Annotated in this window: 1 protein-coding gene and 1 pseudogene; both read right to left on the bottom strand. The window is 75.8% G+C overall.

Annotated features, from left to right (window positions below):
• Positions 1 to 4: 4 nt before the first annotated feature.
• Complete coding sequence (locus ACIQMJ_RS09495; RefSeq protein WP_499760484.1) at positions 5 to 10,042, bottom strand: non-ribosomal peptide synthetase; 10,038 nt, start codon at positions 10,040 to 10,042, stop codon at positions 5 to 7.
• Positions 10,039 to 24,324: pseudogene (locus ACIQMJ_RS09490) on the bottom strand (amino acid adenylation domain-containing protein); the annotation flags it as partial. The gene ACIQMJ_RS09495 and the pseudogene ACIQMJ_RS09490, both read right to left, overlap by 4 nt.
• Positions 24,325 to 24,334: the final 10 nt, after the last annotated feature.

The following is a 24,334-nucleotide window of genomic DNA, read 5'->3' as shown; positions in this document are numbered from 1 at the left end:
CTCCTCACGAGTTGTCGTGCAGGTGTGCGGCGAGCGCCGCGCCGACGGCGGCCAGCGGGCCGGGTCGGGTCAGGTCGCCGTGCCGGCAGTCGACGCGGTGCACGTCGACGTCGCCGGTGATGTGCGCGCGCCAGTCGGCGGGCACGGGGGACAGGTCGGTCTTGTCGGCGGTGGCGGCGAAGAACAGCACGTCGCCGTCGAAGCGGGCGGTGGTGCCCTCGCCCATGAGGGTCAGGTTGTCGGCGAACACGTCGGCGAGGTCGGCGAGCCGCGCGGGCACCACGTCGGCGAGCGGCCCGTCCGCGACCCGGGCCGCGAAGTCCGCCACCGAGACCGGCGCGGGGTCGTCCGGGTAGCCGAGGGAGCGCAGCAGCGCGGCCAGCACCCGCGGGTCGCGGGCCGAGTGCACCTCGCCGGTGGCCGCGGTGGGGTAGCCGTCCAGCAGCGCCAGCGTGGCCACCTCCTCGCCCTCCTCGCGCAGGGCGGCGGCCATCGCGTGCGCCACGCCCGCGCCGAACGACCAGCCGAGCAGGTGGTACGGCCCGCTGGGCTGCACCGCGCGCACCTGGTCGAGGTAGTCCTTGGCCATCCCGTCCAGGCTGGTGGGCCGGGCGTCCGGCTGGGACAGGCCGCGGGCCTGCAACGCGTACACGGGCCGGTCGGGCAGGTGCGGCAGCAGCCCCGCGTACACCCAGCCCACACCGGCCGCCGGGTGCACGCAGAACAGCGGCGCGCCGGACCCGTTGGCGCGCAGCGGGAGCAGGACGGCGGGCGGCGCGTCGTCGGCCGGACCGTCCTCCAGCCGCCGGGCCATCGCCGCGACCGTGGTCGCCTCGAACACCGCCCGCACGCCCAGCCGCACGCCGAACTCCGCGCCGATCCGCGCCACGAGCCGGGTGGCCAGCAGGGAGTGCCCGCCCAGGTCGAAGAACCCGTCGTCCACCCCGACCTCGGGCACGCCGAGCACTTCGGCGAACAACCTCGCCAGCGCCTGCTCGGCGGGCGTGGACGGCGCGCGCCCGGCGGAGCGGACCACGGGCGCGGGCAGCGCCTTGCGGTCCAGCTTGCCGCTCGGGCCGACCGGGATGTCGTCGAGCACCACCACGGCCCACGGCACCATGTGCTCGGGCAGCCGGGACGCGGTGTGCGCGCGCAGCTCGGACTGCTCCGGCACGCGGTCACCGGCCACGACGTAGGCGACGAGCCGCAGGTCGCCGGGCGCGTGCTCGCGGGCCACCACGGCGGCACGGGCCACGTCCGGGTGGTCCTGGAGCACGGCGGCGATCTCGTCCGGCTCGATCCGCAGGCCGCGGACCTTCACCTGGTCGTCGGCGCGCGACAGGTACTCCAGCACGCCCTCGCCGCACCACCGCACCACGTCGCCGGTCCGGTACACCCGCGCGCCCGGCGTGAACGGCGACGCGACGAACCGCTGCGCCGTCAGCCCCGGCCGCGCGTGGTACCCGCGGGCCAGCTGCACGCCCGCCAGGTACAGCTCGCCGGGCACACCGGGCGGCACGGGCCGCAGCCGGTCGTCCAGCACGTGCACGCCCGTGTTCCACACCGGACGTCCGATCGGGACGGTCGCCGTCGTCTCGTCACCGCGCACGGCGTGCGACGTCACGTCCACCGCGGCTTCCGTGGGGCCGTACAGGTTGTGCAGCCCGGCGTCGGACACCGCGGCGAACCGGCGGGCCAAGGCAGTCGGCAGCGCCTCGCCGCTGCACACCACCCGCACCAGGCCGGGGCACCGCTCGCCCGACTCCTCCAGGTGCGCGACGAACGCGTCCAGCATCGACGGCACGAAGTGCGCCGTGGTGACGCCCTCGCGGCGGATCGCGTCGGCCAGGTACGCGGGATCGCGGTGACCCTCGGGCCGGGCCACGACGAGCGCCGCGCCGACCTGGAAGGGCCAGAAGAACTCCCACACCGACACGTCGAAGCTGGACGGCGTCTTCTGCAGCACCCGGTCGTCGAGGCCCAGCCGGTACTCGTCCTGCATCCACAGCAGCCGGTTGACGATCGCGCGGTGCTCGACCACCACGCCCTTGGGCCGACCGGTGGAACCGGACGTGTAGATGACGTAGGCCGGGTCACCGCCCCGAACCTCCGGCAGGGGCACTTCCGGCACCGCCACAGGCGCGTCCTCCAGGTCGCGCAACGCGTCCGCGTCGAGGACCAGCACCGGGTCGGCGTCGGCGAGCATGAACGCCACCCGGTCGGCCGGGTAGCCGGGGTCCACCGGCAGGTAGGCGGCACCCGCCCGGTGCACGGCGTGCAGCGCGACGACCAGGTCCACCGACCTCGGCAGCAGCACGGCCACCACCCGCTCCCGGCCCGCGCCCCTGGCGCGCAGCGCGGCGGCGAGCCGGTCGACCCGGGCGTCCAGCTCCGCGTAGGTGAGGGTCCGCCCCTCGGCCACCAGGGCGACGGCGTCGGGCGTGCGGCGGACCTGGGCGGTGAACAGGGCGGGCAGCGTCGTGTCCGGCACGGTCCGCGCGGTGTCGTTCCACGCCACCAGGACCGTGTCGCGCTCGTCGCCGAGGACGTCCACGTCGTGCAGCCGCACGTCCGGGTTCGCGGTGACCGCGCTCAGCACGCGGACCAGCCGGTCGGCCAGGGAGCGGGCGGTGCCGGCGTCGAACAGGTCCTCCCGGTAGAGCAGCGCCCCCTCGACGCCGGCGGGTGAGCCGTCGCCGGCGCGGGTCTCGCGCAGGCCGAGGCTCAGGTCGAACGCGGTGGTGCCGGACGTGACGCCGACCGGCTCGACCTCCAGTCCCGGCAGGGCGAGGTGCGCGTCACCGGTGTTCTGCAGGGTCAGCAGCACCTGGCACAGCGGGTGCCGGGTGAGCGAGCGCGGCGGGTTGAGCCGTTCCACCAGCCGTTCGAACGGCACGTCCAGGTGGTCGTAGGCGGCGAGGTCGGTGTCGCGGACGCGGGCCAGGAGGTCGGCGAACGTCGGGTCGCCGGAGGTGTCGGTGCGCAGGACGAGCGTGTTGACGAAGAAGCCCACGAGGTCGTCCAGGGCTTCGTCGGTGCGGCCCGCGACCGGCGTGCCGATCGGGATGTCGGCACCCGCGCCGACCCGGGTCAGCAGCGTCGCCAGCGCCGCCTGGAACACCATGAACGGCGTGGTGCGGGTGCGGCGGGCCAGGTCGAGCACGGCGCGGTGCAGGGCGGCGTCCAGCACCAGCGGCACCCGGCCGCCGGTCTGCGCGGACGTCGCGGGACGCGGCCGGTCGGTCGGCAGCTCCAGTTCGTCGGGCACGCCGGCCAGCGCGTCGGCCCAGAACGCGATCCGGTGCGCGAGGGGGCCGTCCGGGTCGTCCTCGTCGCCGAGCAGTTCCCGTTGCCACAACGCGTAGTCGGCGTACTGGACGGGGAGCGGTTGCCAGGTGGGCGCGTGGTCGGCGAGTCGGGCGGTGTAGGCGTCGGCGAGGTCGTGCAGCAGCGGTCCCATCGACCAGCCGTCGCCCGCGATGTGGTGCAGCACCAGCAGGAGCACGTGCTCGTCGTCGGCCAGCCGGACCAGGGCGGTGCGCAGCGGCAGGTCCGAGGTCAGGTCGAACGGCGTCGAGACGAGCCGGCGCAGCACCGCGTCGAGGTCGCCGGGCGCGCGGTCGAGCAGCGTGAACGGCGCGGTGACGTCGTGGCGGACGTGCTGGTGCGGCGTGCCGCCGACCTCGGGGAACACGGTGCGCAGCGCCTCGTGCCGGGTGACCACGTCGGCGAGCGCGGCCCGGAGCGCGGGCACGTCCACCTCGCCGCGCAGCCGCAGCGCGACCGGCACCGCGTAGCTCGGGTTCCGCTCGTCCAGCCGGTTGACGAACCACAGCCGGCGCTGCGCGAAGGACAGCGGCACCAGGTCGGGGCGGGCGGCGGACCGGAGGGCTGGGCGGGCGGGCGTGCCGCGGTCCAGGCACGTGTCCAGCCCGGCGGGCGTGGGGTTGGCGAACAGGTCGGCCACGGCCAGTTCGGCGTTCAGCGCGGTGCGGACGCGGCTCACCAGGCGGGTGGCCAGCAACGAGTGGCCGCCCAGGTCGAAGAAGTCGTCGTCCGGCCCGACCGCGGGCACGCCCAGCAGCTCGGCGAACAGGCCGCACAGGATCTCCTCGCGCGGCGTGCGCGGTGCGCGGTCGCCGGTGGCGAGGTCCGGGGCGGGCAGGGCGCGGCGGTCGAGCTTGCCGTTGGGCGTCAACGGGAGCACGTCGAGCGCGACCAGCGCGGACGGCACCATGTGCTCGGGCAGGACGGTCGCGAGGTGCGCCCGCAGCCGGCCGGTGTCCACCGGTCCCCGCGGGACCACGTAGCCGACCAGCGCCTTCAACCCCGGCCGGTCCTCGCGGACCACGACGGCCGCGTGCGCCACCGACGGGTGGCCCGCCAGCACCGACTCGACCTCGCCCGGCTCGATCCGGAACCCGCGCAGCTTCACCTGCTGGTCGGCGCGGCCCGCGAACTCCAGCTCGCCCCGCACGTCCCACCGCACCAGGTCGCCGGTCCGGTACATGCGCTCGCCCGGCGCGCCGAACGGGCACGCGGTGAACCGCTCGGCGGTCAACCCCGGCCGGTCGTGGTAGCCGCGGGCCAACCCCGCGCCCGCCAGGTACAGCTCACCGACCACGCCGACCGGCACGGGCCGCAACCGGGCGTCCAGCACGAGCGCGCGGGTGTTCGCGACCGGCCGGCCGATCGACGGCGCGACATCGGACCGGGCGGTGTCGGAGCTCACGGCGTCGGACCGGGTGGCGACGTCGCCGGCCGTCGCCACCACCGAGAACTCCGTCGGCCCGTAGTGGTTGACCAGCCGGAACGGCGTGTGCTCCGGCGGCCTGCGGCGCAGCGCGTCACCGCCGGTGAGCACCACCCGCAGCGCCGTCGGCCGGGCCGCCAGGTCGTCCAGCGCCAGCTCCAGCCGGGGCGTGGGCAGGAAGCACGTGGTGAGCCCGCTGTCGGCGATCCACGCCACCAGCGCGTCACCGTCGGCCAGCACGTCGTTGCCGGGCAGGTGCACGGACCCACCGGCCGCCAACTGCGGCCACACCTCCCACACCGCCGCGTCGAAGCCCTGCGCGGCCACCTGCCCGGTCCGGTCGGCCGGGGTGATGTCGTACTCGCGGACGTGCCACGCGCACAGGTCGGCCAGCCCGCGGTGGTCGACCACGACACCCTTGGGACGGCCCGTCGACCCGGACGTGTAGATCACGTACGCGGCATCGGCCGGGTGCACGGGCACGTCCGCGGTGGGCATGTCCTCGGCGGGCGCGTCGCGCAGCTCTTCCAGGCACACGACGGCCGGCGCGGTCACGCGGTCCCGCAGCGCCCGCTCGGTGACCACGACCGGCGCGGCGGAGTCGGCGAGCATGTGCGCCAGCCGTTCGGCCGGGTAGTCGGGGTCCAGCGGCAGGTAGGCGGCACCGGCGCGCAGCACGCCCAGCAGCGCGGCGATGCCGGCGGGGGAGCGGCGCAGGCACACGCCGACCACCGACCCGGGCCGCACGTCCAGCGCGAGCAGCCGGTGCGCCACCCGGTTCGCCGCCGCGTCCAGCTCGGCGAACGTCGTCGAGCCGACCGCCGGGGCGTCCGGCGTCTCCCGCACCCACCGGGACACCTGCGCCGGCACGGACTCCCACGCGTCGGCCGGGACGGCGGTGTCGTTCCAGTGCGTGAGCACCCGGTCCCGCTCGCCGGGCACGAGGACGTCGAGGTCGCTCAGCCGGGTGGCCGGGTCGGCGGTGGTGAGCAGCCGTTCCAGCCGGGCCACCAGCGTGGCGGCGGTCTCGTGGTCGAACAGGTCCGCGGCGTACTCCAGGTTCGCGGTCAGCCCGCCGTCGTGCTCGGCCACCGCCAGCACCAGGTCGAACTTGGCCGTGCCCGTCCACGTGGACACGGGCTCGACGGCCAACCCGGCCAGGTCCGACCCGCCGCCCGCGGTGTTCTGCACGACCAGGGTCACCTGGAACAGCGGGTGCCGGGACAGCGAGCGGGTGGGGTTCAGCTCCTCCACGACCCGTTCGAACGGCACGTCCTGGTGGTCGTAGGCGGCCAGGTCGGCGGCGCGGACGCGGGCCAGCAGCTCGCCGAACGCCGGGTCGCCGGAGGTGTCGGCGCGCAGCACGAGGGTGTTGACGAAGAACCCGACCGCGTCGTCCAGCGCCTCGTCCGTGCGGCCCGCGACGGGCGAGCCGATCGGGATGTCCGTGCCCGCGCCCAACCGGGTCAGCAGCGCGGCCAGGGCGGCGTGCAGCACCATGAACGTCGTGCTGCCGGTCGCGTCGGCCAGCGCCCGCACCGCGTCCCGGGTGGCCGGCCCGAACTCGGCCGCCACCAGCCCGCCCCGCCCGGACGGCACCGCCGGTCGCGGCCGGTCCGCGGGCAGGTCGAGCTGTTCGGGCGCGCCGGCGAGCGCGTCGCGCCAGAACGCGAGCTGGGTGGAGACGAGGCTGTCCGGGTCGTCCTCGGCCCCGAGCAGGTCCCGTTGCCACAGCGCGTAGTCCGCGTACTGCACGGGCAGCGGCGCCCAGTCGGGGGCGGCACCGCCGGACCGCGCGGCGTAGGCGGTGGCGAGGTCGCGCAGCAGCGGCGCCTTGGACCAGCCGTCGCTGGCGATGTGGTGCAGCACCAGCACGAGCACGTGCTCCACCGGCGAGACCACCAGCAGGTGCGTCCGCAGCGGGGGTTCGGTGGCCAGGTCGAACGCGTGCGCCGACAGCTCCGCCACGGTCGCGTCCACGTCGTCGGCGGTGACGATCGCGAGGTCCGGCGCGGTGTCCAGGATGCGTTGCACGGGCTCGCCGTCCACCTGGGGGAACACCGTGCGCAGCGACTCGTGTCGAGCGACGACGTCGGCGAGGGCGGCGTGCAGCGCGGTCACGTCCAGCTCGCCGCGCAGCCGCAACGCCCACGGCGAGTTGTAGGCCGCCGAGCCGAGCTGGTCGAGCACCCACAGGCGTTGCTGCGCGAACGACAGCGGCAGCGGGTCGGGGCGGTCGGCCCGGCGCAGCGCCGGCCGGGCGGTGCGCGAGGTCGTGAGGCGGGACGCGAGACCGCGCGGTGTCGGCGCGGCGAACAGGTCGCGGATGCCGAGGTCCGCGCCCATCGCGCCGCGCACCCGGCCCACCAGCCGGGTCGCCAGCAGCGAGTGGCCGCCCAGCGCGAAGAAGTCGTCCTCCGCGCCCACCGACGGCAAGCCGAGGACCTGCGCGAACAAGCCGCACAGGATCTCCTCCTGCGGGGTGCGCGGCTCACCGTCGCCCACCGCGTGCGCCGGCGCCGGCAGGGCCCGCCGGTCCAGCTTGCCGTTCGGCGTGCGCGGCAGCGCGTCCAGCACGACCACGGCCGACGGCACCAGGTGCTCGGGCAGCAGCTCCACGACGTGGCCGCGCACCTCGGCGGGCGTCACGTCGCCGACCACGTAGGCCACCAGCCGGGGGTCGCCGGGCCGGTCCTCGCGCACCACGACCGCGCTCTGCCGCACGCCGGGGTGCCGCTCGACGGCGGCGCGGACCTCGGCGGGCTCCACCCGGAACCCGCGCAGCTTCACCTGGTCGTCCACCCGGCCCACGTACTCCAGCACGCCGTCGTGCCGCAGCCGCACCAGGTCGCCCGTGCGGTACATGCGCCGCCCGTGCCGGAACGGGTCCGCGACGAACCGCTCGGCGGTCGCGGCCGGCGCGCCGAGGTAGCCGTGCGCGAGGCCCGCGCCGGCCAGGTGCAGCTCGCCGACGCCGCCCGGCGGCACCGGCTCCAGCAGCCCGTCCAGCACGTAGCCGTGCTTGCCCCCGACGGGACGGCCGATCGGCACGGACCGGCCGGTCAGGTCGGCGGCGGTGATCCGGTGCGCGGTGCTGTAGCCCATGCTCTCGGCCGGGCCGTACCCGTTGGTGAGCCGGACGTGCGGGTGGTCGCGCAGGGCCTTCGCCGCGTGCGCGGCCGACGCGGGCTCGCCGCCGGTCATGGCCCGGCGCACCGCGGCGAACACCTCGGGGTGCTCGTCCAGCACGTGGTTGAACAGGCTGGCGGACGCCTTGAACACGGTGACGCCGTGCTCGGCCACGAGCCGGGCGATGTCGGCGGGGTCGGGCGGACCGGCCGGGTGCAGCACGCACGTGCCGCCGTGCAGGAGCGCGCCGAGCAGTTCGGTGGCGAACGCGTCCCACGAGACCGGCGCGGCCTGCAACCACACCTGGTCGGCGTCGAACTCGGCGTAGTCCTGGCCGGTGAGCGTGGCGACCAGCGCGCGGTGCGGCGCGAGCACGCCCTTCGGCTCGCCGGTCGAGCCGGAGGTGAACATGATGACGGCCGGCGACTCCGGCGAGACCCGTGCCGCGGGCGCGTGGTCCGGACCGGGCACGTGGGGGTCGAGCACGTCGACGCCGTCCAGCGGCGCGCCGACGACCACCGCGGCACCGGCTCGCCGCACCGCTCTCCGCAGCCGTTCGGCGGGGAACGCGGTGTCCAGCAACGTGTAGCAGCCGCCCGCCTTGAGCACGCCGAGCAGCGCGGCGACCAGCGCCGGACCGCGGTCGAGGTGCACGCCCACCACGGCGCCGGCCGGCAGGTGGTGGGCGATCCGGTTGGCCCACCGGTCGAGCTCGCCGTACGTGACGCGCCCGCCGTCGTGGATCAACGCGGTCCGGTCCGGTGTCGCGGCGGCCCGCGCGGCGAACAGCTCGTGCACGGTGGCGTCGAGGTGCGCCCGGCCGGGTGCGGTCAGCGCGGCGCGTTCGTCGTCGTCCAGCAGCGGCAGCGCGCCGATCCGGGTGTGCGGGTCGGCGGCCGCGGCCGTCAGCAGCCGCACCAGCCGCCGGCCGAACGCGGCCGCGGTGGACCGGTCGAACAGGTCGACCGAGTAGTCCCAGTCGATCCGCAGGCCGTCGGGCCGTTCCCGGAACGCGATGGTCATGTCGAACTTCACCGCGCCCGTGCCCAGCGCCATCGGAGTGAACGTGCCGGCGGTGGCGGGAGCGCCCTCGGCGCCGTGGACCAGCATCACCTGGAAGAGCGGGTGGCGCGACAGCGAGCGCGGCGGGTTCAGCTCCTCCACGATCCGCTCGAACGGCACGTCCTGGTGCGAGTACGCGGTCAGACCCGTGTCCCGGACCCGTGCCACGAGCTCGGCGAACGTGGGGTCGCCCGAGGTGTCGGTGCGCAGGACCAGGGTGTTGACGAAGAAGCCGACCAGGTCGTCCAGGGCTTCGTCGGACCGGCCCGCGACGGCCGTGCCGAGCGGCACGTCCGCGCCGCCGCCGTGCCGGGTGATCAACGCGGCCACCGCGGCCTGCGCCACCATGAACAGCGTCGCCCCGGTGGCGGCGGCGATGTCCGCCAGGGCGCGGTGCACGTCCGCGGGCACGGTCAGCGGCACGGAGTCGCCGCGGTGCCCGGCCGTCGCCGGTCGGGCCCGGTCGGCGGGGAACCCGACCTCCACCGGCAGGTCCGCCAGCTCCCGGGCCCAGTGCCGCACCTGCCGCGCGAACCGGCTGTCCGGGTCGTCCGGGTCGCCCAGCAGGTCCTGCTGCCAGTAGGTGTAGTCGGCGTACTGCACGGGGAGTTCGGGGAAGTCCGGCACGAGCCCGGCGCGGCGGGCCGCGTAGGCGGTCTCCAGGTCACGCGTGAGTGGCCCGGTGGACCCGCCGTCACCGGCGATGTGGTGCAGCAGCACGAGCAGCACGGTGTCACCACCGTCCACTCGGAACAGACGGGTGAGCACCGGCGGCGCGGCGGTCAGGTCGAACACGTGCCGCGCGGCGTCCGCGAGCGCCGGGGCCAACCCGTCCGCCGGCACGACCGCCACCGGCAGGTCCACCGGCGCGGCCGGGCGGATGTCCTGCCGCGGTTCGCCGTCGACCTCCGGGTACGCCGTGCGCAGCACCTCGTGCCGCGCCACGACGTCCCCCAGCGCCGCCCGCAGCGCGGCGACGTCAGGGTCACCGCCCACCCGCAGGGCGATCGGGATGTTGTAGGTGGCGCCGGGCTCGGCCCGGCTGAGGAACCACAGCCGCCGCTGGGTGAACGACAGGGGAATGCTCGGCGCGCTCACTTGACCTCCTCCGGGCGGACCCGGCGCCGCAGCGCGGGGCGGGCCTGTTCCGCGTGGCCCAGGCGCTCGGCCAGCGCGGCCACCGTGCGGTTCTCGAACACGGACTTGATGGACAGCTCGGCGCCGAACGCGGTGCGCACCCGGCTGATCAGGCGGGTCACCAGCAGCGAGTGCCCGCCGAGGGCGAAGAAGTCGTCGTCCGCGCCCACCTCGCCGTCGAGCCCGAGGACCTCGGCGAACAGCGCGCACATCACCTCTTCGCGCGGTGTCGCGGGCCGGCGCCCGGCGGGGCGGTCGAGGTAGTCGGGTGGCGGCAGGGCCGCCCGGTCGAGCTTGCCGTTGGCGTTGCGCGGCAGCACGTCCATCCGCACGTACGCGCTGGGCCGCATGTGCTCGGGCAGGTGCTCGTCGGCGTGCGCCCGCAGCGACGCCGGGTCGGGCTCCGCGCCCGGCTCGGCCACCACGTAGGCCACCAGCCGCCGGTCGCCCGGCCGGTCCTCCCGGACCACGACGGCCGCCTGCCGCACGGTCGGGTGGTGGGTCAGCGCGTTGGACACCTCGCCCGGCTCCACCCGGAACCCGCGGATCTTGACCTGGTCGTCGGCGCGGCCCAGGAAGTGCAGCACGCCCGACTGCACGCCGTCGTCGGCGCCGTCGTCGGCCAGCCACCGCACCAGGTCGCCGGTGCGGTACATGCGCTCGCCCGGCGCGCCGTGCGGGCAGGCGACGAACCGCTCGGCGGTCTGCGCGGGCGCGCCCAGGTAACCCCTGGCCAACCCGACACCGGTCATGTAGAGCTCGCCGACGACACCGGGCGGCAGCAGGTTCAGGTGGGCGTCCAGCACGTAGAAGCCCTTGTTCACGATCGGCCGCCCGACCGGGATCGACGGCAGGTCGGTGTCCTCCGGGCGCACCTGGTGGCACACCGTGAAGATCATGTTCTCGACCGGCGAGTAGCCGTTGACCAGCCGCACGCCCGGATGGCGGTCCAGCAGCTTGCGCAGGTGCGCCACGGAGGCGGGCTCGCCGCCGGTCATGATCTGCCGCACCCCGGCCAGCGCGGTCGGGTACTCGTCGAGCAGGTGGTTGAGCAGGCTCGCGGACAGGTGCACGGTGGTGATCCGGTGGCGCGCCACGAGCGCGTCGATCACCGCGGGTTCCGGCGTCGGCCCCGGCTGGAGCACGCACGTGGCGCCGGCGAGCAGCGGCCCGAACAGCTCCAGCGCGAACGCGTCCCACGACACCGGCGAGCACTGCAACCACACGTGGTCGGGGGAGAAGTCGACGTACTCCTGGCTGAGCAGCGTGCCGACCAGCGCGCGGTGCGGTGCGACGACGCCCTTGGGCACGCCCGTCGACCCCGAGGTGAACATGACGCACGCGACGTCCTCGGGCGACACCCCCACCTCCGGCGACGTCACGGGGTGACCGGCGACGCGGGCGGCCGTGCCGGGCTCGTCCACGACCAGCGCGGGCACGTCCGGCAGCCGGTCGGCCAGCGCCGCCGAGGTCACGACCAGCGGTGTGCCGGTGCGGTCGACCAGCCCGGCCAGCCGTCGGCGCGGGAACCGGGGGTCCAGCGCGGTGTAGCCCGCGCCGGCGGTGAGCACGCCCAGCACGGCCACGACCAGGTCCACGTCCCGGTCCAGCAGCACGCCGACGACCTGCCCGGCCCGCACGCCGCGGGCGACCACCTCGTGCGCCAGCCGGTTCGCCCGGTCCACCAGCTCCCGGTACGTGATCCGCACGTCGCCGTGGACCAGCGCCACCGCGTCGGGGGTGCGCGCGGCCTGCGCCGCGACCAGCTCGTGGGCGCAGCGGTCCACCGGCGCGTCGGCGTAGGTGTCGGTCCACGCGGCCAGCAGCCCGCGCCGCTCCTGCCGGTCCAGCAGGTCCGGTTGGCTGATCCGGGTGTCCGGTGCGGTGATCACCGCGGTGAACAGCCGGGTCAGGCGGGTGGCGAGGGCGGTGGCCGTGCTGCGGTCGAACAGGTCGGTGGCGAACTCCAGGCTGCCGGTGATGCCCGCGGGCGCGCCGGTCGCGTCGTGCTCCTCGCGCAACCCGAGGGTCAGGTCGAACTTGGCGCTCGCGGTGTCGACCGGGGCGACCTCGGCGGTCAGGCCGGGCAGCTCCACCCGGCCCGCGGTGGTGTTCTGCAGGACCAGCATCACCTGGAACAGCGGGTGCCGCGACAGCGACCGGGTCGGGTTCAGCTCCTCGACCAACCGCTCGAACGGCACGTCCTGGTGGTCGTAGGCGGCGAGGTCGGTCTCGCGGACCCGGGCCAGCAGTTCGGTGAACGTGGGGTCGCCTGAGGTGTCGGTGCGCAGCACGAGCGTGTTGACGAAGAAGCCGACCAGCTCGTCCAGCGCCTCGTCCACCCGACCGGCCACCGGCGAGCCGGCGGGCACGTCGGTCCCCGCGCCGAGCCGGGTCAACAGGGCCGCGAACCCCGCCTGGAGCACCATGAACGGCGTCGTGCCGGTGCGGCGCGCCAGGTCGAGCAGCGCCCGGTGCAGGTCGGCGGACAGCGCCACCGGCACCGACTCGCCCCGGCCCGACGCGGTCGCCGGACGGGCCCGGTCGGCGGGCAGCGGCAGCTCGTCGGGCACGCCCGCCAGGGCCTGCCGCCAGAACGCGAGCTGCCGCGCCAGCGGGCTCGTCGGGTCGTCCGGGTCGCCGAGCAGCTCCCGCTGCCACAACGTGTAGTCGGCGTACTGCACGGGCAGCGGCGCCCAGTCGGGGGTGTGGCCGCGCAGCCGCGCGGTGTAGGCGTCGGTCAGGTCGCCCAGCAGCGGCCCCATGGACCAGCCGTCGCCCGCGATGTGGTGCAGCACCAGGAGCAGCACGTGGTCGTCCTCGGCGACCCGCAGCAACGACGCCCGCACGGGCAGCTCGGCGGTCAGGTCGAACGTCTCCCGGGCCGCCTCCGCCACCGCGCCGTCCACGTCGGTCACGTCGAGCACGGGCAGCGGCAGCGCCACGTCCGACGCGGGCCGCACCACCTGCTGCGGCACGCCGTCGATCGACGGGAACACCGTGCGCAGCGACTCGTGCCGCCGCACCACGTCGGTCAGCGCCGCGTGCAGCGCGGTGACGTCGAGCGCGCCGCGCAGCCGCACGGCGTGCGGCACGTTGTACGCCGCGCCCGCGCCTTCCAGCTGGTCGATGAACCACAACCGGGCCTGCGCGTAGGACAGCGGGATCTCGTCCGGGCGGGGCGCGGGCGTGAGCGCGAGGCGGTCGGCGACCCGGTCCAGCCGGCCGCACAGCCCGGCCGGGGTAGGCGCGTCGAACAGGTCGCGGATCGCGAGCTCCGCGTCCAGCGCGGTGCGGACCCGGCCGACCAGCTTCGCCGCCAGCAGCGAGTGCCCGCCCAGGGCGAAGAAGTCGTCGTCCACGCCCACCCGGTCGGCGGTCAGGCCCAGCACGTCGGCGAACAGGCCGACCATGATCGTCTCACGGGGTGTGCGCGGCGCGCGGCGCTCGACGCCGGGGTCCGCCGCGGGCACCGGCAGCGCGGCCCGGTCCAGCTTGCCGTTGGCGTTGAGCGGGATGCGGTCGAGCAGCACGTACGCGGCGGGCCGCAGGTGGCTCGGCAGCACGGCCGCCGCGTGGGCCGCCAGCGCCGCCCGGTCGGGCGCGGCGCCCGCCTCCGGCACCACGTACGCCACCAGCCGCTTGTCGCCGGGCCGGTCCTCCCGGACCACGACCGCGCTGCGCCGCACGCCGGGGTGGGCGTCCACGACGGCCTGCACCTCGCCGGGCTCGATCCGGAAGCCGCGGATCTTGACCTGGTCGTCCGCCCGGCCGACGAACTCCAGCTCGCCGGTGTGCCGCCACTTCACCAGGTCGCCGGTGCGGTACATGCGCTGACCGGGCTCGAACGGGCACGCCACGAACCGCTCGGCGGTCAGGCCCGGCTCGCCCGCGTACCCGTGGGCGGAACCGGCACCCGTGACGTACAGCTCGCCGGCCACGCCGGGCGGCACGAGGTCGAGCCGGTCGTCCAGCACGTAGGACCGCTTGTCGGCCAGCGCGAGGCCGATCGGCACCGGGCCGCCGGTGTCCTCGGGCCGCACGTCGTGGAAGCTCGTGTAGACCATGTGCTCGGCCGGCCCGTACCCGTTGACGACCCGCACTCCGGGGTGGTCGCGCAGCAGCGCGGCCAGGTGCGGCGCGGACGCGGCCTCCCCGCCGGTCATGACGACCCGCAGCACGTCGAACACGTCCGGGTGCTCGTCGAGCATGTAGTTGAGCAGGCTGGCGGACAGGAACGTCGTGGTCACGCCGTGCCGGGCGACCAGGTCGGCGATCCGCGCGGGTTCCGGGGTCCGGCCCGGCTGGAGCACGCACGCCGCGCCGGACAGCAGCGCGCCGAACATCTCCAGCACGAACCCGTCCCACGGCAGCGGCGCGCTCTGCAACCACACCTGGTCCGGCGAGCCGTCGAAGAAGTCCTGGCCCACCAGCGTGCGCACGACCGCGCGGTGCGGCGCGAGCACGCCCTTGGGCTTGCCGGTCGAGCCCGAGGTGAAGATCACGCACGCGGGTGCGGCCGGGTCGACGTGGACCGCCGGCGCGTGGTCGGGCCGCCCGCTCACGTCGACCGCGATGTCCAGCATCCGGTACGCGCCGTCCAGGCGGGTCAGGCCGGCCGCGTCCGTCACGACCGCGACCGCGTCGGCGGCGTCCAGCACCGCGGCGACGCGCCGGTCCGGGAAACCGGGGTCGAGCAGGGTGAACGCCGCGCCCGCCTTGAGCACCGCGAGCAGCGCCACGACCAGCTCGGTGCGCCGGTCCAGCAGGACGCCGACGAGGTCGCCGGGGCGGACCCCGGAGTCGAGCAGGTGGTGGGCGAGCCGGTTGGCCGCCGCGTCCAGCTCACCGTAGGTCGTGGTCCGGTCCTCGAACACCAGCGCGGTGGCGCCCGGCCTGGTCCGCGCGTGCGCGGCCACGACTTCGTGCGCCGTGCGGTCGTCCACGACCCGGGCCGGTGCGCCCGGCGAGCCCGCCGCCAGCACCTGCCGTTCGGCCGGGGTGAGCACGTCGAGCCGGCCGATCCGGACGCCGGGGTCGGCGGCGACGGCCCGGAGCACGGCCGCCAGCCGGTCCACGAGCGCGGTCGCGGTGCGGCGGTCGAACAGGTCGGCGGCGTACTCCAGGCCGCCCACCACGCCCGCCGGCGTGCCGTCGTCGTACTCCTCGCCGAGGCTCAGCGTGAGGTCGAACTTGGCCGCGCCCGTGTCGACCGGCGCGACCTCCACGTCCAGGCCGGGCAGCTCCGGCCGTGCAACCGCGTTGTTCTGCACCGCGAACGCGACCTGGAACAGCGGGTGCGTTCCCGGCGTGCGCACCGGGTTCAGCTCCTCCACCAGCCGGTCGAACGGCACGTCCTGGTGGTCGAACGCGGCCAGGTCGGTTTCGCGGACCCGGGCCAGCAGTTCGGTGAACGTCGGGTCGCCGGAGGTGTCGGTGCGCAGCACGAGCGTGTTGACGAAGAACCCGACCAGGTCGTCCAGGGCTTCGTCGGACCGGCCCGCGACCGGCGCGCCCAGCGGCACGTCACCGCCCGCGCCCATCCTGCTCAGCACGGTCGCGAACGCGGCCTGGAGCACCATGAACAGGGTCGCGCCCTGTGCCCGAGCCAGGTCGAGCAACGCCCGGTGCAGCCCGGCGTCCAGCCGCACGTCCACCAGCCCTCCCGCGCCGCCCTCGGCCGTGCGGGGGCGGTCCAGCGGCAGCGGCACCTCGTGCGGCAGGTCCGCGAGCGCCTGCCGCCAGAACGCCAGTTGCGCGTCGCCGGCTTCGCCGAGGAGTTCCCGTTGCCACAACGTGTAGTCGGCGTACTGGACGGGGAGTGGTTGCCAGGTGGGCGCGTGGTCGGCGAGTCGGGCGGTGTAGGCGTCGGCGAGGTCGTGCAGCAGCGGTCCCATCGACCAGCCGTCGCCCGCGATGTGGTGCAGCACCAGCAGCAGCACGTGGTCGTCCTCGGCGACCCGCAGCAGCGACGCCCGCACCGGCGGTTCGGTGGTGAGGTCGAACGGCTCCCGCGCGGCGCGTGCCACCTCTTCATCCACATCGGACGGATCGTGCACGGGCAGGTCGACCTCGGTCGCGGGTTGCACCACCTGGCGCGGCTCGCCGTCGACCGCCGGGAACACGGTCCGCAGAGCCTCGTGCCGGCCGACCACGTCGGTCAGCGCGGCGCGCAGCGCGGCCACGTCGAGGTCGCCGCGCAGCCGGACGGTGTGCGCGACGTTGTAGGCGGGGTTCGGCCCGCGCAGCTGGTCCACGAACCACAGCCGCGCCTGCGCCGGTGACAGCGGTGTCCAGTCGGGACGGTCCACCGGCCGCAGCGGGGTGCGCGCGGCGCGGGCGGAGTCGAGCCGTTCGGCCAGCGCGGCCGGGGTCGGCGCGTCGAACAGGTCGCGGATGCCCAGCTCCGCGCCGAGGGCCCGCCGGACCCGGCCGACCAGCTTCGCGGCCAGCAGGGAGTGCCCGCCGAGGTCGAAGAACCCGTCGTCCAGGCCGACTTCGGCGACTCCGAGCACCTCGGCGAACAACGCGACGACGATCTCCTCGCGGGCGGTGCGCGGTCGGCGCGCCGCGGTCACCGCCAGGTCCGGCACGGGCAGCGCGGCGCGGTCGAGCTTGCCGTTCGCGGTCAGCGGGAGCGCGTCCAGCGGCACGTAGGCGGCCGGTCGCAGGTGCTCGGGCAGCAGCGCCGCCACGTGCGCCCGGACCTCGGCCACCGGTGCCCCGGTGACGACGTAGGCGACGAGCCGCCGGTCGCCGGGCCGGTCCTCGCGCACCACCACGGCCGCGTCGCTCACGTCGGGGTGCGTGGTGACGGCGGCCCGCACCTCGCCGGGCTCCACCCGGAAACCCCGGATCTTGACCTGGTCGTCGATCCGGCCGAGGTACTCGAGGACCGCCGACCCCGTGCCGGTGCCGTCGTCGCCGACGGTCACCCAGCGCGCCAGGTCACCGGTCCGGTAGGCCCGCTCGCCCGCCCGGAACGGGTGGGCCACGAACCGCTCGGCGGTCAGGCCGGGTGCGCCCAGGTAGCCGTGCGCCAGGCCGTCGCCCGACACGTACAGCTCGCCGGTCACCCCGGGCGGCACCGGCCGCAGCCGGTCGTCCAGCACGTGGGCCACCTTGCCCGCGACCGGCCGGCCGATCGGGACGGACCCCGCGCCCGCGCCGGTGATGCGGTGGGTGGTGGTGAAGCCCATGCTCTCGGCCGGCCCGTAGCCGTTGATCAGTGCGACACCGGGGAACTCCCGCAGCGCGCGCGCCACGTGCGCGGGGGACGCCGGCTCACCACCGGTCATGGCCCGGCGCACCGTGGCGAACACCTCGGGGTGCTCGTCCAGCACGTGGTCGAACAGGCTCGCGGAGGCGTCGAAGACGGTGACGCCGTGTTCGACCACCAGCGCCGCCACCACGGCCGGGTCCACGTCGCGGCCGGGCAGCAGGACGGACGTCCCGCCGTGCAGCAGCGGCCCGAGCAGCTGGGTGGCGAAGGCGTCCCACGACACCGACGCGATCTGGAGCCAGACCTCACCGGGCCCGAAGCCCGCGTAGTCCTGGCCGGTGAGCGTGGACACCAGCGCCCGGTGCGGTGCCACGACGCCCTTGGGCCGACCGGTGGAACCGGAGGTGAACATGACGCACGCGATGTCGTCCGGGCCGGTGGTCACGGCCGGTGGCGTGGCCGGGTGGGCCGCGACGGCTGCCGCGTCCGCGTCGACCAGCGCGGTCGGCGTCCCCGCCACCACGCCGGCGAGCCGGGAGTCGGTGACGACCAGCGGCGGCGCGGTGCGCGCCACCAGGTCGGCCAGCCGCGCGGCCGGGAACTTCGGGTCCAGCACGGTGTAGCCCGCGCCGGCGGTCAGCACCGCCAGCACCGCGACGGCCAGCTCGTCGTCGCGCTCCAGCAGCACGCCCACCACGTCGCCGGGCCGCACCCCGGCGGTGACGAGGTGGTGCGCCAGCCGGTTCGCGCGCTCGACCAGGTCGCGGTAGGTCACCCGGCGGTCGCCGCTGATCAGGGCCACCGCCTCCGGGGTCGCCTCGGCCCGCGCGGCGACCAGCGCGTGCACGGTCGCGGGCGGCGCGGCGGGTCCGCCGTCGCTCCACCGCACCAGCACGTCGTGCCGCTCGGCGGGGGTCAGCAGGTCGAAGTCGCCGATCGGGCGGTCCGGTCGAGCCGCCAGGGCTGCGAGCAGCGACGTGAAGCGGGAGAGGAGGCGTTGGGCCGTGCCGGCGTCGAACAGGTCCGTCGCGTACTCCAGGTACCCGCCGATGCCGTCCGCCGTCTCGGTGGCGGCCAGCGTCAGGTCGAACTTCGCGGCCGTGTTCGGCACCGGTGCCGGCACGCACGTCGCACCGGCCAGGTCCACGGCGGCGTCGGCGTTGTTCTGCAACACCACCATCACCTGGAACAGCGGGTGCCGGGCGGCGCTGCGGACCGGGTTCAGCTCCTCGACCAACCGCTCGAACGGCACGTCCTGGTGGTCGTACGCGGCGAGGTCGGTCTCGCGGACCCGGGCCAGCAGCTCGGCGAACGTCGGGTCGCCGGAGGTGTCGGTGCGCAGGACGAGCGTGTTGACGAAGAAGCCCACGAGGTCGTCCAGGGCTTCGTCGGCACGGCCCGCGACGGCGGTGCCGATCGGGATGTCCGTGCCCGCACCCATCCTGGTCAGCAGGGTGGCGAACGCGGCCTGGAGCACCATGAACAGCGTGACGCCGTGCGCGCGGGCGAGGTCGGACAGCGCTTCGCGCACTTCGGCCGGCACGTGCAGCGGCAGGGACTCGCCCCGGTGGCTCGCCACCGGCGGCCGTGGCCGGTCGGTGGGCAGGTCCAGCTCCTCGGGCAGGCCGGCCAGCGCGGTCCGCCAGTGCGCGAGGTCGAGGGCGGTCCGGGACGTGGGGTCCTCGGCGTCGCCGAGCAGGTCGTGCTGCCACCGCGCGTAGTCCACGTAGGACACCGGCAGCGGCGGCCGGACGGGTGCCGCGCCGGCCAGCCGGGCGGTGTAGGCGGCGGCGAGGTCGGTCAGCAGCGGGCGCAGCGACCAGCCGTCGCCCGCGATGTGGTGCAACGTCACCAGCAGCACGTGGTCCCGCTCGCCGGTGCTCAGCAGGTGCACCCGGATCGGCGGGCGGCCCGCGAGGTCGAACCGGTGGCCGGACTCGGTCCGCACCACGGCGTCCACGTCACCGGGCGTGACGTCGTGCACGGTCAGCACGGACCCGACGGCGTCCTCGGGCAGCACGAGCTGGTACGGCTCGCCGTCCACCGACGGGTACGCGGTGCGCAGCGGCTCGTGCCGGAGGACCACGTCGGTGACGGCGCGGTCCAGCGCTGCGGCGTCCACCGGTCCCGTGACGCGGGCGGCGAACTGCACGTTGTACGCCGTGCCGCCGTCGACCTGGTCCAGGAACCACAGGCGCGCCTGCGCCGGGGACAACGCCGGACGTTCGGGGCGGTCACCGGCGACCAGGGCGGGCCGGGCGGTGGAAGCGCCGTCCAGGCGCAGCGCCAGGTCCGCCACGACGGGCGCGGCGAACACGTCCCGCACGCCGATCTCCACGCCGAGCGCCGCACGCACCCGGCCCACCAGCTTCGCCGCCAGCAGCGAGTGGCCGCCGAGCGCGAAGAAGTCGTCCGCCGGTCCCGCCGGCACGCCGAGCACGTCGGCGAACAGGCCGCACAGGATCTCCTCCCGCGCACCGCGCGCGGCCCGCCGGGGCGCCTCCGCGTGGTCCGGCGCGGGCAGCGCGGCCCGGTCGAGCTTGCCGTTCGGGGTCAACGGGAGCGCGTCGACCAGCACGTACGCGGCCGGCCTCAGGTGCTCGGGCAGCAGTTCGGCGACGTGGGCGCGCAAGGCCGCCGCGTCCGGGTCGCCGCCGGGCTCGGGCACCACGTAGGCCACGAGCCGTTCGTCCCGCACCACGACCGCGCTCTGCCGCACGCCGGGGTGCCGCTCGACGGCCGTGCGGACCTCGGCGGGCTCCACCCGGAACCCGCGGACCTTGACCTGGTCGTCGGCGCGGCCGAGGAACTGGAGGACCGCCGACTGCGTCCGGTCGTCGGCTCCGCCGAGGGACACCCACTTCACCAGGTCGCCGGTGCGGTACATGCGCCCGCCGGGGGTGAAGGGGTCGGCGACGAACCGCTCGGCGGTCTGGCCGGGCGCGCCGAGGTAGCCGTGGGCGAGCCCCCCGGTCATGTAAGCCTCGCCGGGCACGCCGACCGGAACCGGGTTGAGCCGGTGGTCGAGCACGTAGACCCGCTTGCCCGCGATCGGCGCGCCGACCGGGATCGTGGCCAGGGCCGTGTCGGCGGTGGTGATCGCGCGGCACAGCGTGAAGATCATGTTCTCCACCGGCGAGTAGCCGTTGACCAGCCGCAGGTCCGGGCGGGCGGCGAGCAGGCGGCCGACGTGGGCCACGGACGCGGGCTCGCCGCCGGTCATGAGCTGCCGCACGCCGCGCAGCGACTCGGGGTGCTCGTCCACGAGGTGGTTGAGCAGGCTGGCGGAGAAGTGCGCGGTGGTGACGTCGTGCGCGGTGAGCAGGTCGGCGATGACTGCCGGGTCGGTGACGTGACCGGGTTGCAGCACGCACGCCGCGCCGTGCAGCAGCGGGCCGAACAGCTCCAGCGCGAACGCGTCCCAGGACACCGGTGAGCACTGCAACCACACGTCGTCGGCGGCGAACCCGACGTAGTCCTGACCGGTGAGGGTGCCGACCAGCGCGCGGTGCGTCGACAGGACGCCCTTCGGCTCGCCCGTCGACCCGGAGGTGAACATGACGCACGCGAGGTCGTCCGGGTGGACCGCGACGTCCGGTGCGGTGCCGGGCAGGTGGTCGTGCCCGGTGGGGGACAGGGTCGTCACGCCGGGGAAGTCCACTGTGGACACGATGTGGCGCAGGTCGGCCCGCTGCGCCACCGCGGTGAGCCGGGCGGTCGGGAACCGCGGGTCCAGCACGGTGTAGGCGGCACCGGCCTTGAGCACCGCCAGCACGGCCGTGACCAGGGTCGTGTCCCGGTCGAGCAGGACGCCGACCACGTCACCGGGCGTGACGCCGGCGGCGCGGAGGTGGTGGGCCAGGCGGTTCGCCGCCGCGTCCAGCTCGGCGTAGGTGACCGTGCCGCCCGAGACCAGGGCCACCGCGTCCGGCGTGCGCCCGGCCTGCTCGGCGAACACGACGTGCGCGGGCCGGTCGTCACCGCGTGCGGGAGCGCCGTTCCACGTGGTCAGCAGCTGTTCCCGGGCGTCGGCGTCCAGCAGTTCGATCGCGGTGATCGGGGTGTCGGGGTCGGCGGCGGCCGCGGTGAGCAGCCGGGTCAGCGCGGCGGCGAAGCGCTCGGCGGTGGCCCGGTCGAACAGGTCGGTCGCGTACTTGAGCGCGCCGGTGAGGCCGTCGTCGGTCTCGGTGAGGTCGAGGGTGAGGTCGAACTTCGCCACGTCCAGGTCCACGACCCGGTGCTCGGCGCGCAGCCCGGTGAACTCCGCCGTCGCGGGCGGCGTGTTCTGCAGGACCAGCATCACCTGGAACAGCGGGTGCCGCGACAGCGACCGGGTCGGGTTCAGCTCCTCCACCAGCCGGTCGAACGGCACGTCCTGGTGGTCGTAGGCCGCCAGGTCGGCGTCCCGCACCCGGGTCACCAGCTCGCGGAACGTCGGGTCGCCGGAGGTGTCGGAGCGCAGCACGAGGGTGTTGACGAAGAAGCCGACCAGGTCGTCCAGGGCTTCGTCGGCCCGGCCCGCGACGGGCGTGCCGATCGCCAGGTCCGTGCCCGCGCCCAGGCGGGTGAGCAGGGCGGCCACGGCGGCGTGCAGCACCATGAACACGGTGCTGGCGGTCCGCCCGGCCAGCGCCTTCACCGCGGCGTGCGGCCCGGCGGCCAGCGCTACCGGCACGGTGCCGCCGTGCGCGCCCCGGATCGCGGACCGCGGCCGGTCGGCGGGCGGGGTCGACTCCTCGGGCAGGCCCGCCAGCGCCGTGCGCCAGTACTCGCTCCACGAGTCCCGCTCCCACAGCGCGTAGTCCGCGTACTGCACGGGCAGGGCGGGCCAGTCGGGCGTGCCGCCGGTCAGCCGGGCCCGGTACGCGGCGGCCAGGTCGCGCAGCAGCGGCGCGGTCGACCAGCCGTCGCCGGCGATGTGGTGCAGCACGAGCAGCAGCACGTGGTCGTCGTCGGCCAGGCGCAGCAGGTGGGCGCGCAGCGGTGGTTCGGCGGCGAGGTCGAACGGCTCGGCCGCCAGGTCCCGCACCAGCTCGTCGGGGTCGGCGCAGGCGTGCTCGGACCACGCGGGCACGACGGCGTCGAGGATCCGCTGCACCGGCGACCCGTCGACCACGGGGAACACGGTGCGCAGCGACTCGTGCCGCGCCACCACGTCGCCGACGGCGGCGCGCAGGGCGTCCGGGCGCAGGTCGCCGCGCAGCCGCACGGTCACCGGGATCGTGTAGGTCGCACCGCCCTCGACCTGGTCGAGGAACCACAGCCGGGACTGCGCGAACGACAGCGGCAGCACGTCCGGACGGGTGGTCGCGGTCAGCGGCGGACGTGCCGCCGCGGCCGACGGGAGCGCGGCGGCCAGCGCGCGAGGCGTGCGGGCGGCGAACACGTCGGCGATGCGCAGCTCCACGCCCAACGCGGCACGCACCCGGCTCACCAGGGTCGCGACCAGCAGCGAGTGCCCGCCGAGGTCGAGGAAGTCGTCCAGCGCGCCGACCGAGGGCAGGCCCAGCACGTCGGCGAACAGGCCGCACAGCACTTCTTCGGGCACCGTGCGGGGTGCGTCGTCCGACGACGCCGTGACGGCGGGGGCGGGCAGCGCGGCGCGGTCCAGCTTGCCGGTCGCCGTGCGGGGCAACGCGTCGAGCACGACCACGGCCGAGGGCACCAGGTGCTCGGGCAGCAGTCCGGCGACGTGCGCACGCAGCTCGCGCGGCGTGCCGTCGGCCACCACGTAGGCCACCAGCCGCTTGTCGCCGGGCCGGTCCTCCCGGACCACGACCTCCGCCTGCCGCACCGACGGGTGGCCGGTCAGCGCGGCCCGCACCTCGCCCGGCTCGACCCGGAAGCCGCGGATCTTGACCTGGTCGTCGGCGCGGCCGAGGAAGTCCACCGCGCCGTCCTCGCGCAGGCGGCCCAGGTCGCCCGTGCGGTACATGCGCGCGCCCGGACGCGCGGGGTCGGCCACGAACCGCTGCGCGGTCAGCCCGGGCTGCTTCAGGTAGCCGTGCGCCAGGCCGCCGCTCATGTAGATCTCGCCGGTCTCACCGGCCGCGACGGGACGCAGGTCCGGGCCGAGCAGGACGGCGGTCTTGCCCGCCAGCGGCCGGCCGACGGGGACCGACGTGCGGCGCGCGTCGTCGCGGGTGACGTCGTGGCACAGCGTGAAGATCATGTTCTCGACCGGCGAGTAGCCGTTGACCAGTCGCAGGTCCGGGCGCAGGTCGAGCAGGGTGGCCACGTGCCTGGTGGACGCCGCCTCGCCGCCGGTCATCAGCACCCGCAGGCCCTCGAACACGGCGGGGTGCTCGTCGAGCAGGAAGTTCAGCAGGCTGGCCGAGAAGTGCGCGGTCGTCACGCCGTGCTCGGCGACGAGGTCGGCGATCAGGGCCGGGTCGGGCGCTTCGCCGTCCTGGAGCACGCACGTCGCGCCGTGCAGGAGGGGTCCGAACAGCTCCAGCGCGAACGCGTCCCACGAGACGGGGGAGCACTGGAGCCAGACCTCGTCCGCCGTGAAGCCGGCGTAGTCCTGGCCGGTGAGGGTGACCACGAGCGCCCGGTGCGGCGCGACGACGCCCTTCGGCTCGCCGGTGGAGCCGGAGGTGAACATGACGCACGCGACGTCGTCCGGGGAGGTGGCGACGTCCGGTGCGGTGGCCGGTCGGCCGGCGATGCCGGGCGCGGCGGGGTCCACGACGGTGCGGCTGCCCGCGAGCACGTCGTCCGCGGCCACGACCGCGGTCACGTCGGCCCGGTCGCACACCGCGGCCAGCCGGGCGGCGGGGAACCGGGGGTCGAGGACCGTGTACGCCGCGCCCGCCTTCAGCACCGCGAGCACCGCGACGACCAGCTCCACCCCGCGCGGCAGGCGCACGCCGACGACGTCGCCCGGCCGCACGCCCGCGTCGAGCAGGTGGTGCGCCAGCCGGTTGGCGCGGGCGTCGAGCTCCGCGTAGGTCACCCGGGTCCGCCCGCTCACCAGGGCCGTGGCGTCGGGGGTCCGCCCCGCCTGGCGGGCGAACAGGGCGTGCACG

It is taken from the genome of Actinosynnema sp. NPDC091369 (assembly GCF_044757065.1).
Classification (GTDB): domain Bacteria; phylum Actinomycetota; class Actinomycetes; order Mycobacteriales; family Pseudonocardiaceae; genus Actinosynnema.
The sequence above is the reverse complement of the archived record's forward strand: the minus strand, read 5'-3'. Positions and strand labels throughout refer to the sequence as shown.